Raw genomic sequence first — 15,580 nt, 5'->3', positions numbered from 1 at the left:
TTTTGTATTTGTGTAATGTTGAGATTCATTTATTTGTTCGATTCATGATCAACTCTATAGGTGTGATAGTTTGTTCTTCTATCCATTTGTTTTTTTCAACCAATTGTTCTATTAAACTCTGGGCTTCTTTGGAGAAGGCATCCCGTTCCAAATTTGTAAACTCTCCCTTTTGCCACTGACTAAAATGTTTTCCCGATTTTATTGGTTTTAGCATTGGGTTTTTAGGAACTAATAACAAAAAATTTATGCCCTTTTCGATCAGCAATCTCTTAATCCGCAAGTATATATCCAATCCATGGTAGTCCCAATCACAAACGTAGAATATTGGATGGACTATTTTTTCTGAAGGTAGATCTTCTAGTTTTTTAGTGTTACTGCCACCTAAGTGCCATAATTCGATGTTGTTCTCTCTGAAAGCCCATGGATTTTTTAAAAAATCAATATTCTCGCAAAGCAGGATGTATTTTGGGTTTTTACAATCGACTACCAATCGCCACTGTTGTGATTTAGGGGATTGGTTCGGAAACTTTTCTACCCCCAAAATTTTTAAAATATCTTTCTGTAATCTTTTGTTGTCATCTAGAAACTTAGAATCTTTTTCTTCAAAAAAATTGCTAGAAAAAATATGTGGAGTTGATAGAGTATCTTTTAGCTCTTCTTTGTTTTTATGAATCAACATTAAAGATTTTAGTATATATTCAGAATAAGTTCGAAGTGCTGATTTTTCGATACCAACTTCATCAAAAAAATTAGCATAGTATTGATAGTGATCTAATAATTTTTCTTCAAAGAATTTATCGAAGCCATCTTGTTTTTCAATAACATTTAGATTGCCATTCTTGTAATCGATTACTCTTTCTATCTCATATAAAACCCTTTTTACATATATGTTATTCATTAACTTTAAACGTGTACTTTTCCCCTTATACAACCGATAAAGCCCTTCCAATTCTCTCCAAGTTAATTCTTCTCTCATAGTTTAACTGAATATTACTGACGGGTGGTGGTTAGCTCTTTCCTCTTCTACTATTTTGGTAAGCCTATAGATATATTGATTCTCTCTTTTAAGCTTGTTTGGGCTTATGGATAAAGAAATAATTTGATAATCGAAAAGCTCAGCTATCTTACTCAACATATCAAAGTTAGAACCAATCCCTTCCGCCTCATCAATACCCATGAAGCGAAGTCCAGGAATTGGATCTTTATTTTTCGTCCCTCTATTTTTCAAGGACAATTTAGCTATACATAATAGAGCTATGGAAGTATAGGTTTGCCCTGTACTACCAGAATTTCGTTTTCCACTTTTGGTTACGATACTGTAATCCAGGCTGTAATATGAAAATGGGTTTAATAATCTTCTAACAGAAATATTTGGTTCTGGAGTTTTGCTAAACTCCTGATATGCGAATAATAGTTTATCTTCTAAAGAAGGTAGTTCTTTGTTTTTGGAATTTAGACTTTCTTGATAATCAAATAACCCTATATCAATGGTTGCCAATTTTTTAAGATATCCTGTTATCCAGCTCAAAGAAACCGTAGTGCTCGGTTTTATTTCCAATGAAGCATTATTATCTCCTGTTATTTTTGTGTAGTCCTCCTTAAAAAATCGCTTAATTGATTTATTAATTTCGATCTGATTACTTACCTCTATCTTTAAATTATCCAAAATATCTTTTATCGCAAGAAGCTTGTTCTGATTTATTTTGGCATTGATATCTATTATCTTTTCAAGATATTTTTCAATTTCGTCTAATATCGCTGCTTCATCAAACGAAATGTTCTTAAAAATTTCCGATGGGAACAATAGTTTAGATAAATGCATAAAAGATTTTTCTCCTTCAAGTTGCTGTTCCTTATCGGATAGTTTATAAGCAATTAGTATAGCATTAAGTTCTCTACTATAATTTCTATCCGCATCATCGTAATCTTTATAAATTTTGTCGTAATCTTCTTTATTTAGTTTTTCTTCTAAATTGACATTGGCGACATAAGGGTATTTTATTTTGAGGGTTTCTAATTCTGTCTTTATTGAATTTCTGTTTTGAATAGATTCTTCGATATCTTCTTCTATGTTTAAGTTGTTGACTGCGTCGGTGTGCTTTTTTGTAAAATCTATTATGAACTTATCTTTGTCTACTGAAATATCTAAAGTTGGTTCAGTTATTACTTTTTCCTCTTTTGCTATGCTTTCTAAATTAGAATTACGTTCTGGTAGAGTATGAATTTCGAAGGTATCCAACTGCTCCCTTAGACTTTCATATTGCCTGATATTTTTACTGGTAACGCTTAGCTCTTGTTCTTTTTTTGTGAATTCGGAAATGATACTTTTTTTGTGGGGGTATTTTTCTATTTCTTTATCGAAGTCGAAATCTCCAAATCGGGTAAAGATTTCCTCTTGTTGTTCTGTTTTTTGTTCCAGATTATTTCGGTTTTGCCACACCTTTAAATCATTTTCTGGTTCAGTTAGTTGCTCTAAAACAAACCCACGTAATTTTGTACTGATTTTCAATAATACTTCCTTTTCCTCAAGTTTTATTCTCAAGTCTTTTCTTTTAGATCGGAACATTTTTTTCAATTGATCTATATTATCGGATTTAAAAATGGGAGGGTCTATTTCCTTTATAAACACATGAAGGCCAGAAAGTGTTATCCAAAATCCATTTTCTTCATTCTCAACAGTGCTATTTTCCAGAGTTTCTAAAATGTCATTTGGGCTTGGTAAATATTGACTATCATCTTTTATTTTTTCAGGTTTGACAGTTTGAATATTGAAATAGTACCTTATGACGCTTTCTTCTTTTATATTAAAATCCCTATTTTCATTAATAACCCAATATGCCATTGATTTTGGGTTTTCATAATCATGAAAATTTATCAACTCATTGTATTGTCTTATTTGATTTGTACTCTTTGAAATTTGTTCATCTAATAAACTAACAATTTCCATAAATGACTTACTGAGGTCCAAAGCATTAAAACTATCTTCTAACCCTTGCTGTTGTAGTTGCGTTTTTAATTGAGTATATCTATGTATTTGAGCTTCATTTTCTTTATATGACGCATAGGATAACTTTAATTCTTCCCATGATTTAAGGGATAGTTTCTCTAAGGCCTTATCAACAATATCAAAGAAATCCACAGTAGTTTGTAAATTTTCTTTTTCTTTTTTTAATGTTTTCTCTTGAGGTGTGATCTCTGTAATTTTTGTATCACATTCTTGGATTGTTTTTACTTTTAGATTACTTAACGATTTAAGAGTAGCTATTGCCGTAAAATAGTTTTGTAATGTTTGTCTTATTTCATTATTTATTTGTTCCAAACTGTGATTTTCAAAATTATATTTCGCGTTATTATATTTTACTTGGGTATTATCCTTTACAATCTTAAAGTTTCGTAGTTTTTTAAGTAGTTTGTTTTTTTCTTTTATTTCTTGGACTTCCTGATGATTTTTTCGATGACCTATAATCGAATCTTCCATCTGTTTTACAGCATCTTGAAACTGATTGTAAAATTTTAGCCCAGTGGTTTTTCCATGTAAAAACTCTTGTAAATCCACATCGTTTTTGACACTTATTCCCCTACGGGCAAATGCTTGTAGAATCTTTGCATAATCCATGAGATCACTATTGTTGGTAAAAATGTCAATTGGTAGTATTTTATTCTCAAACAATACTTGATGATAGTCTTTAAATAAATGAAATACTTTACAGCCTAGATGGTTACCTGTGTTAATGTGCCTATCAAATTCTTGTAACGTCATCCATTTACTGTTCATTTCAAAACGTTCCACTGTAAAAGGGGTTTCAAATGGGATCAATGTGTTTTGATCAAAATCCAAATTCTTCTGAACAATAAAGGCCTGTGTTTTTCTAGACCTTCGCTCTATATAGCTGCCTACTAGTAAGTATTTCCCTTTGGCTACTTCTACATTAAGATAAGTATAGCCATAATCTCCTTTATCAAGGGTTTCTATAATAAGACTATTGTAGGGTCTATCATCCGAGCCTTGAGTCGAGGACAAGTAGTGGGTTGAACCTACAAGGATTAGTTGAATTAAATCTGTGATAATACTTTTCCCCACACCGCTTTCACCTGTAAAATCAGTTCTAAATGGATGAAATTCATAATCAAATTCTTGATGATGTATAATATTTATAGCCCCTAAGCTGTGTATGCGCGGATATTGTTTCATTTATAGTTCTCTACTATCGTATCTATTTTGGGTATAATGTCTTCATATAGAGTTATAATTCTATGGAAAGAAGTTCTAGGTTCAAACGTATCCCCTTGATAATCTAACCATGCTAGTTTTCTAAATTGTTTTAAGGCTCTGTCCACAGCACTGTCAATTGCTTCATCATCATCAAAATTATCTTTGTCAGCTGTAGATTGGGCCACAAGCTTTCTTAGACCAGGTTTAAATTCTTCATAATCATTTCTAATGGTTCGCTTTAATTTTTGAATAGAGGATAGTTCAAGGTTTCCTTCCAGAAATATTATTTTATAGATTATTAGTCCTAAGATGATGTAGTCGTTTTTTAGGGCATCCCTGAACTGCTGCGGCATATTTCCCCTGCTTGAATCATTAAAGTCTAGAAAGAAGTATGAGTCCGCTTGTTCGTTCTCTTCTTTGAGGCTTATCCCGAAAAAGCGTTCATAATATGCATTTAAAGAGCCTTTATGTTTTTTTAAAAAACGATAGTAAGGTATTTGATCCCCATAGTCTTGAAAATGCACCCCATCTTTTAGACCGTAATCCAACCTTCCAAAATATTGAACAGAATCTTCATGTTTTAAAAACTTCAGGTATACTACTTCTGAAATATCATTGTTTTCCATAGTGCTATATTCTCACTTCTTACCAAATTAGTTTTATCTATGTCCACATCGTATTTTTCATTGTTATGGGCATCTTCAACAACCTTGAATGTGACTTTTGTTGCGATTGTTATATCATTTGTTTCTTCCAATACGGAGAAAAATCCACTTGAAATATCCAATTCTTTTTTCTGTTGTATTTGAGCAAAAAACAATTGTACCCAATCATCTATTATCTGCGTGTCTTTGAAAGCTTTTTCCAAGACAGCTTTGTTTTGTGCTTCTATTTGAGGGTTTCTAAAATATTTTTTTCTTGATTTTGACTGTATAGGGAATAAATTTCGATCTCTGTCTATCAATAGATATTTTGGGCGTTTATAATTTGAAATTTTAGTTTTTACTTCTTCAGGAAATGCAATTTCTTTATCATTTCCTTTTCCATCAAGTATCGAATATTTTAATAAAAACCGTATGAATCGATCTATTTTTGCACTGTATTCCGGTTGGCTTAATGTAAAAAAGAGTTGTTTAATTTTTGGTTGAATTCTATCTAGCCTCCTGTTTGTATTTCTGAGTCTACTTTGAACATTATCAAAAAAACGGGAAGTTTGATTTATATACTCCAATAATATCTCCTTTTCGGTATCTATTTCCATTAATAATGTACTTATGGAATAGCTTTCTGAAAATGCCGCTCGCAACTCGTCATTTTTTTTCTGTATATCTGCAAGGTCGTCACTAACCATTTGCAACAACTTTAGTGGTGATTGTCTTTCAGAAAGAGTGTCATTTCTTAATTTTTCTACAGCTTCGTCAATTTGCCTATCCAAAAAATCTATTTGCTGTTTAAGGTGAGGATGAAAGTTCTCGAAATCTATTGTAAACCATTCCTCTGTTTTGACTTCATCCCCAATGCATTTCAGGAGTTTCCGTTTCAACTGAGAACAAATGACTTTAATCTCGGTGGGTTTAAAAGACCCTCTTATAGTTTCCTCGGATATTCTGCAAAACTTTATCCCATATTCTTGAAAGGAATACAGTTGTGTTTCTTCGTCATATTTTAAGAAATACTTTTGGAGTTTGTTTATTCGCTCCTTTACTAATATTACTCTTTTTTCCCCTTCGTTTAATGTAGACTCAAACAGTGAATGAATTTCCTCAGCAGTAAAAGAATCATTATCATACAGCCCTAGTTTTACACGTTGATATAAATGAGCAATTACAAGACCCTCTCGCTGGTCTGGGTATAACTGGCGGTAGGTTTCAAAATTTGAAATTTCATCAATGAAGTTAAATATGTCTATTTTCGCTTCTTCCAATTATTCTATGTAATTCTATTTACAATTGAATGGTTAATTTATGACGCTCTACTATAGTTCGCGGTCTAAAAATCATTATGAAATTTAGACATCAAAAGCATACTGTGGTTACGGATTACCGCACTACAGTCTATATGAGCTGGGGAGAGTAAAGAGTAAAGATAGTTTAATTAAACAATAGGATGCAAACTCTCGATCATTTCATGTAAGTTTTCCAGATTGTCTTGCACGTAATGTTCAGTCGAAGAAATATAACGATGCCCTGCCATATATTGCACTTTCCGGATATTATAGGCCTTAAGCCAATGAGTAATAACCGAAGCCCGAATCTGTTTGATATCTTTTACATTGAAATTGATACGTTTTAACTTCTTAAAAAGTTCATAGGTAAAGGGAAATCTATCCCCGTGTAGTGGAAATAAGCCGTCTGTGTGGCAGTTAATCAGTTGTTGAAGTATTGGCCTGTCTATTTCAAGATATCGCGACAGTGATAATATTTGGCAGGATTCAAGTTTTAGTTCCCTGCTGTTTGTTTTTTTCGTGGATGGAATATAAATCCGACAGGTATTCAAATTCAAATGCTCTGTTTTAAGATTTTTAAGTGCTGTTGCATTTAAACCTTGATATACCATTAGACCGGTAATGACTTTATCCCTTGAAGCTACATGGGGGCTACTTGGGAGCTGAATGTTTCGAGTAGGTAGGCTGTAAAATAAATCTTCCAGTTCCTCAAACTCTAAAAGGTTGTGGTTAAGACTTCGCTTTACCCCACGAATGTTGATATTCTGAAAGGGATTATCTCCTCGGAAATTCTCTTCAATAAGGTAATTGAAAAATATTTTTAAAACTCCTATTTGATGTTTGGCAGTTTTCTTTGATATCACTTTTCCTTTTTTGGGTTGTTGTATTTTTTTGACATACTGCAAACATCCTTTGTAATCAATAGTGTCGATTTCATAATCTTTAGTATCACACCATTTAATAAAAAATTCATGTGAACGCAGATATGATTGTATCGTTGTTTTAGAATAGTCTTGTTCTAATAAGTAACCATTAAAGGATTTCATCTTTTATTAACTGCGTTTTTTGTTTATCCTCTGATATTGCCAGGTGCGTATATATTTGAGTGCTTTCCATTGAAGTATGTCCTAAGAATTGACTAATAGATTGCATAGGGACATGGTTCTGCATTAGATGAGTAGCAATACTATGACGAAGGATATGGGGAGTAATCTTCTTTTCTATGATAGTTTCATTCTCGGTAGCTTCTACAATAGCATCTAATCTTTTAGCCATGGTTATATCACTTATTCTTTTTCGTTGGCTGGAGAGTAACAATGCATCTGTCTGGTAATTGCCAAAAAACTCTGGTCTGGCTTCATAGATATAGTCTATAAGTATATCTAGGTTGTATTTGTTAAGTGGAACAAACCGCTCTTTGTAGTTTTTTCCTTTGCGGACATAGATTCTCTGTTTTTCCATTAGGATATCTTCACAGTTGACCATCACCGCTTCATTTCTTCGCAGTCCGCAACTGTATAACAATACAAGAATTGCTTTATCCCTCATTTGAAAATGCTCACTCATGTGGGAGTAATTACAAGCATCAAAGAGTTGTTTAATTTCCTCTTGGGTAAGAATTACCTTATCAGCATTATGATAGGTTATCTTTTCTCCTTTTAAGTGAACGCCAAATGTGATATTGGCATTATGCTCTTTGAGATAGACTAAAAAAAGTTTTAGAGTTTGTTGATGTTTGTTTAAAAATGCTTTGCTAATTCCACCTCCTTGTCGCTGATTAGCACGAGTGGATAGCTCTTTATAGTATTCTGTTATGAGTTTAGTTGTTACCCTGTTAAGATCAGTATGTCCTCGGCGTTCAAGAAAATAAAAAAATTCTTGGAGGTGATTAGGTAGGTTATAAACGGTAGATTCTGCATACCCAAGAACATCCAGCCAGTTCCGGTAGGAATCTAACAGGGAGATAAATGTCTCACTTCTAAGGGGTAGTTTCTTCATTTTTTTATTACGCTTTTATAATTTTAGTAATTTGTGGCGAACCTTTCGTTATCTTCTCATTATTAAATAGTTAACCTCGCCATTATGCTAATGGCGAACCTCTGGCGGTCGAGAAGCTCGACACCTATATAAAATCAACTCATTACAGGTTCTTCTTCAAGATCTTTCAAGCAATCATTTAATGCTTTTTCTACTATATCCTCTAAGTTCTTATACTCATCCACATCCACAATTTCATAACTATAGGATTCAGTTCTGTTTTCCTGTCTTTTAAGAATATATCCTTCCTGTAACAAAAGATTATGATATCTCCTGAGGGTTGATTCCGCTATGCGTAGTTCCCTTCTGATTTCCTTATTAAAGAAAACTACATCTCCCTTCTTTTTTAAGTGCCCTTTTAGGGCTTCGAGGTAATTGCGAGTAGCACCGTTGAGAGGATCGGATTTTCTAAGCAGTACCGATTTAATTAAATCATTAGCCTTTTTGATGTCCTCCAATGTAGTTTCGATATATTCTTCTCCAGTCTGCTTGCAGAATTTTGATTCTCGTTGATGTTGACAGTAGAAAGTAACAGCTTCAATGAATTGTAGGTAATGGCTGTTGCTTCTTCTTGGTTTAAATACTGATCTTGGGAGAACCAGGTATTCTGCAAATGGATTGCGGACCGTAACAGGTGATAATAGCCTCTGCGTGTTTTGTAATAGCTTGGTTGCATATAATGCATCCTCAATATTTATTTTGCCAGCGGAGGCTCTCCGTTGGTATTGCATAATTCGTTCATCCTGTTCGATACTTTCATCAATATAGAGCAGGAAGGAACGATTGGAATTATCCTCATACAAACTTTCCTGTGTTGTACACCCGGCTACACAAACGGGACCTTCCACGGTAAGATTTTTTGTTTTTCCTTGTCCGCCAATTCCCTTCTGTACTACTGACTTGGTAATACGCTTTTTGGTTTGCAATTCCCGTAGCGGATACAGTACTTCTTCAGCACCATCTAAATCTTCAATTAAGATTAGTTTGTTTTTAAGTTCATTTCTTTTGAAGTAGTAAAATGCATTGGCTGACAGGACAGTAATTTCAAGACGATCTTCCTCCGGGATTAACTCGGCGACCTTATTCTGTAAGTGTGTTTTCCCCGAACCACTACTGCCAAAGGATATACAGTGCAATGGGTTTTCCATTTTCCGGGAAGTGAAAATAAGATACATCAGCAGTCGGTTGGTTTCTTCCCCAATTACTCCGCTTGCTCCAATGAGTTTATTGGTTTTCTCCAATAAGCCAGAAGATTTTAAAAGTCGCATAGCAGATCTTCGTTCTGCTTTAGTAAGTTGGTATTCTGTTATATCCTCCTTGTTTTCCTTTTCCAACAATTCCAAACGATGTTGTTCTAGCTTATTAATGAGTTCTTGCAGGCCTCTTCTAATTTTAGAAGTGCCTACTTCCAAAAATTCGGCAATCTTACAAACGAGTTTTTCAACCCCGTTGGAATTATACAAATCAATGTTATGCCTAAGAGCGTGATACTCATCATCTAGCTTATGTACCTTTAAAGTTACTCTCATACGATCCAAGCCATGTATACTTAAACCACCAAGAATATGAAAAACCATCATTTCAGTTGTAAAAATGTAGTGATTGTTGTTAGTTGAATTAAATGTGTTCATAGAAGATATCCGCATTAGACACACAAATATAATTAAAATAATGCTTTTAAGCACATAAAATATCTTATTTAGTGTGTTTATTGGTGTTTTAATAATTTTCACCTACATTTGAAGTGAAATATTTAATGATTATGACACTTTCACATCAATTAATGATTGACAACCTGAAATTCTTTAGAAAAGAAAAGAAACTTACCCAAGCTTATGTGGCAGAGCATTCCGGTATGCTCGCCAGTACCTATTCAAGGCTAGAAACAGGACAAGTATCCCCACAGTTACAAACCTTAGAAAGGGTATGTGATGCCATCGGTATTGCCGTTGGAGATTTATTTCAATCGAGAGAAATAGCTGATAAAACCATCGCCCAAAAACTGGAAATGATCACTGATCTGTCTGACTACAATAGGAGTGTAGTAGATATCCTATTGGATTCAATTATCGAAAAGGATAAGTTGGAAAAGTTACAGGAGGTGAAAATGAAGAAGCGGTTAGAGGAGTTGGATAGAATAAGAGAGAAATAGACCTTGAGCTACCTAAATTTCACAACTAATCAAAATACTATTTAATTTTCATTGCTTTCTCCCTCTTCTTTTTTGAAGATATTACTACCAAACCTAAATGTAAGAGAAACAAAAGGATTTACAGTATATAAATCATTATGAAGTTGATCTTCAGTCAGGTTTTCTTGTATAACCTGTCCTTCTGTATATTGACCATCAAGAAACTTCTGCTTATGAGCAGTTATTCCAGCCACGAAGCTAATATTTTGATTATAGAACAAAGAGCCTCCTATAAAAGCTGTGGGAGCTTCAAGATCGAATCCTAATCCTGCGGTAAGATTTAGAGAAAAGTCTTGATTAAGACTTTCATAAGGAATCCAAGTAAAAAAAATGGACGGAGCAAAATCTAATTTTTTACGCCCTTCTTCTTTTGTAATTTCAAATGAGGAATCTACCGCTTTTGAAAAGAAAGTTTCTTCTTCATTTAAGATTCCTGCAATAAATGAAAAACCATAGCTAGTGATCCATTTTCCACGTTTAGGAGTTCTATATTTATATTTCCAGGTTTTCGGATCACCATCAGTTTTACGTACTATGGTAACTTCGAGTTCTTCCCCTTTTTTAAGTTTTCCAGAATATACTATCTTTTTGGTAAATTGGAGTACCTGTTCAGCTTTGAATACATGATATGCTGTGCATCCTTCATCCGTAGTATCTTGTACTTGAAGAATCTTCTTAATCTCACTGATATCTATTTTTATTGAATCGATTAATGCTGGCAGTTCATTTTCATCTGTGGCAAGATAGATTTTCCCTAGCTTGGTCAAAAATGCATCGCACGCTCGAAGACCTACTCCAAGCGATCTAATATTTGGATCTTCTCTTGGAAACTCCAAAGGATCCAACCAAGCCGATTTTTTCTCCACAACCACACTATAGTCTACATCTGGAAGCTTATTAATAATTGTGATAGTAACTTCCACGTTAGCAGGAATACTTTGAGTAACAAAATCATTAGTGCCTTCAGAGAGGTCAATTGTTAGGTCTTTTTGAGCCAAACAAATCTGAGAAATTATAACTATAAAAATGAATAAAGTTCGTGAAAATGTGCCCATAGTAATAATATAAAATTTTTCCCTTTTCCAGGATTAAAAGTATATAATGAAAACTCTAATTAGAATACCCAGTAATGGGTATATTCTATGGGGAGAGATATAAAGATACTTAAAAATTTGTCCTATCCAAAATTCTCAAAACAACTTTCTGAAATTGGACTGATGATAATCAAATCTCTATTTTATAGAAATTTTGGTGGTAGTCACACCAAATATTCGTTATGATACAGGTAGGCAACTCAAAAAATAATGAGTCAAAAGCGAGCAATTTATTAAACAGAATACAAACACAATCTTTTAAGATATCGGTAAGCAGGATTGCATTATGACAAGTTCTTTTTCATAATGCAGTCCTGCTAGGGAGACCCTAGAACCCCCTACGGATTATTCTATATTTACCGGACGAACACTAAATTTTCTGAAATGATATTAGGTATTGAAATCTCAGTATGGGTTAATTCCCTAGGGCTATTTATTGATATAGTTGGTGCTGTATTAATATATAAAAACACACCAAAGGCTAATTTTGATAACTTTTTTTATGACCAAGAAGTTTATGATAAAATGAGAATTACTGCAAAAAAAATGAACAAAAAAGTGAGATTGGGAACCATGTTCCTGTTTATAGGTTTTTTAATCCAGCTTATCTCAAACTGGCTTTAAGATATTAATTTATCGTTTTCTTCCTCTGGTACGGTTTCTTTGTTTTAGCCGAATATGCTTTAGGGTATCAAGGCGTTTATTTTTAGATAAGTTCTTATCAAGACTCTTTAATACTTCCCTATCATAACCAAGGGTCTTAAACCGAAATCGTCTCTTTAATACCACTCCGGCCTCACGACCACTTCGAAAGTAGATAACTAGTCCCTGTTTTCTTAGCCGGGTGTAGAAATCTTTCTCTGAGGTAGCCGAAGCAAAAGCATTTTCAAGCTCTGTAATTACCTGTTCTTTGTCAGAGACAGCACCTCTCTTTTTCATTTCTAGTTCCGGGTCTTTAAGGACGCTTTGTCTTTTTTTTTACTTGGATTGTGATCAATCTCAGACTTTGAAAGCTCTGGGAACCGCCTCTTTTGAAATGCCTCCATTTCCAACTTTACCCTATGAAAATCAGCCCTTGACAAGCGTGTTGATCTCCCCGTGCGATACTCCACCCCGGAAAAGACAAAGTGAAGATGTGTATGGGAAGTGTCCCGATGAACGCTCGCCACACACATAGCATGTTTTGACCTGAGGGAAATATACTTTCGTGCGATAGCTTGCAAGATTCGGTTGTCCTTTAGTTTCTCTCTGTCCTTTGGATGAAAAGACAACACCTCCATGTGAATTTTTACGTTGTTCTTTCGCCTATGGATACGGTGCTTTTCATTCTCTTCAAACTGCCCGGAAATAGTATCGGGAGAATGATCTTTTCCCTTTACAAAACGGGTAATCACAAAAGAGCCGTCCCGCCCGGATTCACGCATTACGTAATGAATGACCGAGCGGATGCTCCTCTTACCCTTATATCCCCGTGATTTAATGATCAATTTTTAAAATTGCTTCTTCAAGATCGGCGATCTTCTCTTCCAATGAGCGGATGGCTTCAGCACCCGCCTTAAGCTCTTCCGTTACCGTGAGATCCGTCAGGTACTCACTGATTAAAAAGAGCTGCTGCTCAATGACTGAAGTGTCCACAATCCGGGTTTTGACAGGTTTCCGGTTCATGTAACCCAGTACCGCCTCACGGATAAACCCGGAGACTGCCTTGTGAGCACCCATCTTCGTCTGAATTCGATCATACTCATCCTTTGAAAAGCGGGCAGAAACTACACGGTAGTTCTTTCGCTGACGACGTTTAAGGTCAGTGTTGTACATCCGCCAATAGTCCTTTTTGGCTTTTTTAATGTCCTTGTAGGCAACAGCCCAGCGATCTTTAAAAACCTCGTCCAAATAATCGTAAACACTTTTGTACTTAAATGCCATCTTCTATATCAGCATTTGGAACCATATCGGAGAGCTTAGCTACTTCAGGTTTGGGTAATGTGCTATAGATAAGCTCCGGTGGAGCCAGTTTGCTGAGAGTCAGGTATTTTTTGATTTTGTAAAAAGGCCTAACCCTTTTTAAGAAGACTCCACGTTCAGCCCCTACAAAGAGCAGGCACTCCCCTTCTTTCATAGCCCGGATGGAGTCGGGAGTAACCAATTTGCGGTTACGGTCAGTCTCACTCTTGGTGTCCTGATAGGTGTACTCCCCGAGCATTTCGGCAATGGTTTTGGAAAAATTAATGTCCAGGTTCCTAAGAAAGACTTTTACATAGGAATTTTGCAAAATACTGACTGCCTCTTCCCTTGAGTAGAGGGTTTCCAGTTGTTGGTAGGACTGTAACCCCAGACAGATACTGCCACCGTACTTTCTAAGGTTTACCATACACAGCGGCAACATGCTTCCGAGCTTAATGGATGAGGCTTCATCAATGAGGAAATAGATCCTTGGAGCATCTTTGTTTCTAAGCTCCCGCATCAGGGTTTCAAAGAAGAAGTAGAAGAACAAGGAATTTACCGGCCTTAGAAACTCCTGTGACAACACCGAATTTTGAATAAAGACCACTTGTTTGTCCGATGTTATAAACCGCTCCATTGAAAAGGTGTGGTTTCCCGTAACACGTGCCACCTCCGGATTGTCAAAAACACCCAAAGCTGCCTGACAGGTAGCCAAAACACCTGTAACTACTTTACTGTCGGAGGCCACCAGAGCCTTGTAAGCTCCAAAAGTAACATCTGAGGCGTAACGGGAAAAGAGTTGGTCAAATAGTTTAGGCTCCCCTGCAAAACGCTCAAGTAAGTATTTTAGAAAATACAGGGTGTGGTACTTTCGGTCAAAAACCTCTAAGATGAAGTCCATAAACAGTGCTATGGTGTTTACAGCCGAAAGGTTCCAAAAAGGGTCTGAAGCCCCCGTCATGGTATTATCCACAAGGAGTTTGGAAAAACTCTTGGTGCTTTCTGGCGAATACCGGAGTGCTTCAAAAGGATTCCAGCCATCGGTGGAACAGTCAGCCGTATTCGGGTTGATCACTGAAATTTCATAACCCCTTTCCTTCAAAGCAGCTCCGGCAATTTCAAGCAATTCTCCTGAGACATCCAACACCACAAAATTCCCATTCGATGAAAAGAGCGTATTTAAAAAGAACATGGTGGTCTTCCCTGTCCCAGAAGGGCCTATGATGATCTTCGATTTTCCACTGTCTGAGTCTGATAGCCGCAGGTGACCTACAGCATAACCCGTATTACGCCTACTTAAGGGTGACTTTGAGCCAAAGCGTGCTTTTAGGCGATGGTCTTTTTTCAAAAGATCAAAGCACAGTCCAAGAAATTCTGAAAGACTCTCTATGAGTAATTTTAGAATATCAAAAAATGCTTTCATATCAAATTTTACGCTTTAAAAATTCATTGAGGTTTTTAAGTACAATCTCCACTAAAGAGCTTATAAGGTAGAGCCAGATTATAAGGAGTTTAACAATTACGGACAGCACCGCCTTTATGATCCCCCATGCTTTGTTTCGGCTACTCATAACTACGGGTGGCACTCGTTAGATTGGCTGAAAAGGAAATGGGAATCTTTAGCTGACCGAAGACCTGGCTGTACACTGTCCGTAGTTTTTTAAACCGGGTGTTTTCTGTGTTGTCTTTAGGGATAAAAACCACATGGACACTCACATTGGAAGTGTGAGGTAGTTCCTTGGCTTTTCCCAAATACCGCTCCACCAGTTGCTTCGGTTGGTGATTCAGCAGCCACAAATCCTCACTTCTATAATAAGACAGCCAGTGGCTGTTCTCCATCAGGTCGCTGTAGACAATAAGATGTTTTACGCAGTCTGTTGGGAGAGATGCCAGTATTTTTAGCTCCGAAACTATAGGCTCAAAAATGGAGGAATGCGGAGCTTTGAATATAGCATCCTGTCTTACAAAAAGGCTGTCCAGTTTGACTTCAAACTCACGGGCTTTTCGTTTTTCATCCACCGCATTGGAAAGTAGCCCGCTCTGGCTGGCTGGGCGAACCAGTTCTTTGGAGGGATTGTAGTCCACATCGGAGATTTCAAAGTACCTGACCAGTACCGATTTTTTGGTATCGTCAAGTCTCATATACTTTTTTAACTCCT

The 15,580-nt window shown here is 35.7% G+C and carries 15 protein-coding genes; 2 read left to right on the top strand and 13 right to left on the bottom strand.

Translation table 11 applies throughout. The annotated features are described in order from the left end of the window. Positions 1–25 precede the first annotated feature (25 nt). The 7 genes from ACY2RT_RS12335 to ACY2RT_RS12305 all read right to left on the bottom strand — a co-directional run bounded on the left by ACY2RT_RS12335 (position 26) and on the right by ACY2RT_RS12305 (position 9,826). Positions 26–976 carry a hypothetical protein gene (locus ACY2RT_RS12335; protein WP_490156227.1) on the bottom strand — a complete coding sequence of 317 codons (951 nt, stop codon included), beginning with the start codon at positions 974–976 and terminating at the stop codon, positions 26–28. Positions 977–979: 3 nt separating this feature from the next. Next, positions 980–4,192, bottom strand: a complete 3,213-nt coding sequence (locus ACY2RT_RS12330) for a hypothetical protein (protein ID WP_490156226.1) — start codon at positions 4,190–4,192, stop codon at positions 980–982. Continuing rightward, on the bottom strand, positions 4,189–4,839 hold the full coding sequence (locus tag ACY2RT_RS12325) for a condensin complex protein MksE (protein WP_490156225.1): 651 nt from the start codon (positions 4,837–4,839) through the stop codon (positions 4,189–4,191). The genes ACY2RT_RS12330 and ACY2RT_RS12325 overlap by 4 nt, the downstream gene beginning before the upstream one ends. Then, complete coding sequence (locus ACY2RT_RS12320) at positions 4,812–6,137, bottom strand: hypothetical protein (protein WP_490156224.1); 1,326 nt, start codon at positions 6,135–6,137, stop codon at positions 4,812–4,814. Before ACY2RT_RS12320 ends, ACY2RT_RS12325 begins: the two co-directional genes overlap by 28 nt. Before the next feature lie 170 nt (positions 6,138–6,307). Beyond that, positions 6,308–7,204, bottom strand: a complete 897-nt coding sequence (locus ACY2RT_RS12315; RefSeq protein WP_490156223.1) for a tyrosine-type recombinase/integrase — start codon at positions 7,202–7,204, stop codon at positions 6,308–6,310. Then, positions 7,191–8,156, bottom strand: a complete 966-nt coding sequence (locus ACY2RT_RS12310; RefSeq protein ID WP_490156222.1) for a tyrosine-type recombinase/integrase — start codon at positions 8,154–8,156, stop codon at positions 7,191–7,193. Before ACY2RT_RS12310 ends, ACY2RT_RS12315 begins: the two co-directional genes overlap by 14 nt. A gap of 134 nt (positions 8,157–8,290) precedes the next feature. Next, positions 8,291–9,826, bottom strand: a complete 1,536-nt coding sequence (locus ACY2RT_RS12305; protein ID WP_490156221.1) for a hypothetical protein — start codon at positions 9,824–9,826, stop codon at positions 8,291–8,293. Positions 9,827–9,957: 131 nt separating this feature from the next. Here ACY2RT_RS12305 and ACY2RT_RS12300 point away from each other — a divergent pair, with 131 nt between their 5' ends. Then, positions 9,958–10,347: a helix-turn-helix domain-containing protein gene (locus ACY2RT_RS12300; RefSeq protein ID WP_490156220.1), complete on the top strand. Its 390-nt coding sequence runs from the start codon at positions 9,958–9,960 to the stop codon at positions 10,345–10,347. Between the two features lie 41 nt (positions 10,348–10,388). Here the strand turns inward: ACY2RT_RS12300 and ACY2RT_RS12295 are convergent, their stop codons facing one another. After that, positions 10,389–11,441 carry a hypothetical protein gene (locus ACY2RT_RS12295; RefSeq protein WP_490156219.1) on the bottom strand — a complete coding sequence of 351 codons (1,053 nt, stop codon included), beginning with the start codon at positions 11,439–11,441 and terminating at the stop codon, positions 10,389–10,391. Positions 11,442–11,864: 423 nt separating this feature from the next. Between ACY2RT_RS12295 and ACY2RT_RS12290 the strand changes: the two genes are divergently transcribed. Beyond that, the gene (locus ACY2RT_RS12290) at positions 11,865–12,104 is read left to right on the top strand and encodes a hypothetical protein (protein WP_490156218.1); all 240 of its coding nucleotides are present in this window, start codon (positions 11,865–11,867) and stop codon (positions 12,102–12,104) included. Between the two features lie 9 nt (positions 12,105–12,113). Here ACY2RT_RS12290 and ACY2RT_RS12285 read toward each other — a convergent pair whose 3' ends face one another. The 5 genes from ACY2RT_RS12285 to ACY2RT_RS12265 all read right to left on the bottom strand — a co-directional run bounded on the left by ACY2RT_RS12285 (position 12,114) and on the right by ACY2RT_RS12265 (position 15,563). Then, positions 12,114–12,419 (bottom strand): hypothetical protein, encoded by a 306-nt coding sequence (locus ACY2RT_RS12285; RefSeq protein ID WP_490156217.1) that lies wholly within the window; start codon positions 12,417–12,419, stop codon positions 12,114–12,116. Between the two features lie 2 nt (positions 12,420–12,421). Further along, a complete protein-coding gene (locus tag ACY2RT_RS12280) occupies positions 12,422–12,904 on the bottom strand; it encodes a relaxase/mobilization nuclease domain-containing protein (RefSeq protein WP_490156216.1) in 483 nt (160 codons plus the stop codon). Between the two features lie 52 nt (positions 12,905–12,956). Next, a complete protein-coding gene (locus tag ACY2RT_RS12275; RefSeq protein WP_490156215.1) occupies positions 12,957–13,403 on the bottom strand; it encodes a hypothetical protein in 447 nt (148 codons plus the stop codon). Next, complete coding sequence (locus ACY2RT_RS12270) at positions 13,393–14,844, bottom strand: type IV secretory system conjugative DNA transfer family protein (RefSeq protein ID WP_490156214.1); 1,452 nt, start codon at positions 14,842–14,844, stop codon at positions 13,393–13,395. The genes ACY2RT_RS12275 and ACY2RT_RS12270 overlap by 11 nt, the downstream gene beginning before the upstream one ends. Before the next feature lie 140 nt (positions 14,845–14,984). Continuing rightward, complete coding sequence (locus ACY2RT_RS12265) at positions 14,985–15,563, bottom strand: hypothetical protein (RefSeq protein ID WP_490156213.1); 579 nt, start codon at positions 15,561–15,563, stop codon at positions 14,985–14,987. Positions 15,564–15,580: the final 17 nt, after the last annotated feature.

It is taken from the genome of Ulvibacter sp. 2210JD10-4, from assembly GCF_058148525.1.
Note: the sequence above shows the minus strand (reverse complement) of the source record. Positions and strands in the feature narration are given on the sequence as shown.

What these genes read in the sequence shown, in the direction of transcription:
- ACY2RT_RS12300 (WP_490156220.1), top strand. Translation starts at nt 9,958, where the DNA reads ATGACACTTTCACATCAATTAATGATTGACAACCTGAAATTCTTTAGA.
- ACY2RT_RS12280 (WP_490156216.1), bottom strand. Translation starts at nt 12,904, where the DNA reads ATGCGTGAATCCGGGCGGGACGGCTCTTTTGTGATTACCCGTTTTGTA.
- ACY2RT_RS12335 (WP_490156227.1), bottom strand. Translation starts at nt 976, where the DNA reads ATGAGAGAAGAATTAACTTGGAGAGAATTGGAAGGGCTTTATCGGTTG.
- ACY2RT_RS12325 (WP_490156225.1), bottom strand. Translation starts at nt 4,839, where the DNA reads ATGGAAAACAATGATATTTCAGAAGTAGTATACCTGAAGTTTTTAAAA.
- ACY2RT_RS12265 (WP_490156213.1), bottom strand. Translation starts at nt 15,563, where the DNA reads ATGAGACTTGACGATACCAAAAAATCGGTACTGGTCAGGTACTTTGAA.
- ACY2RT_RS12290 (WP_490156218.1), top strand. Translation starts at nt 11,865, where the DNA reads ATGATATTAGGTATTGAAATCTCAGTATGGGTTAATTCCCTAGGGCTA.
- ACY2RT_RS12270 (WP_490156214.1), bottom strand. Translation starts at nt 14,844, where the DNA reads ATGAAAGCATTTTTTGATATTCTAAAATTACTCATAGAGAGTCTTTCA.
- ACY2RT_RS12285 (WP_490156217.1), bottom strand. Translation starts at nt 12,419, where the DNA reads ATGAAAAAGAGAGGTGCTGTCTCTGACAAAGAACAGGTAATTACAGAG.
- ACY2RT_RS12315 (WP_490156223.1), bottom strand. Translation starts at nt 7,204, where the DNA reads ATGAAATCCTTTAATGGTTACTTATTAGAACAAGACTATTCTAAAACA.
- ACY2RT_RS12305 (WP_490156221.1), bottom strand. Translation starts at nt 9,826, where the DNA reads ATGAACACATTTAATTCAACTAACAACAATCACTACATTTTTACAACT.
- ACY2RT_RS12275 (WP_490156215.1), bottom strand. Translation starts at nt 13,403, where the DNA reads ATGGCATTTAAGTACAAAAGTGTTTACGATTATTTGGACGAGGTTTTT.
- ACY2RT_RS12310 (WP_490156222.1), bottom strand. Translation starts at nt 8,156, where the DNA reads ATGAAGAAACTACCCCTTAGAAGTGAGACATTTATCTCCCTGTTAGAT.
- ACY2RT_RS12295 (WP_490156219.1), bottom strand. Translation starts at nt 11,441, where the DNA reads ATGGGCACATTTTCACGAACTTTATTCATTTTTATAGTTATAATTTCT.
- ACY2RT_RS12330 (WP_490156226.1), bottom strand. Translation starts at nt 4,192, where the DNA reads ATGAAACAATATCCGCGCATACACAGCTTAGGGGCTATAAATATTATA.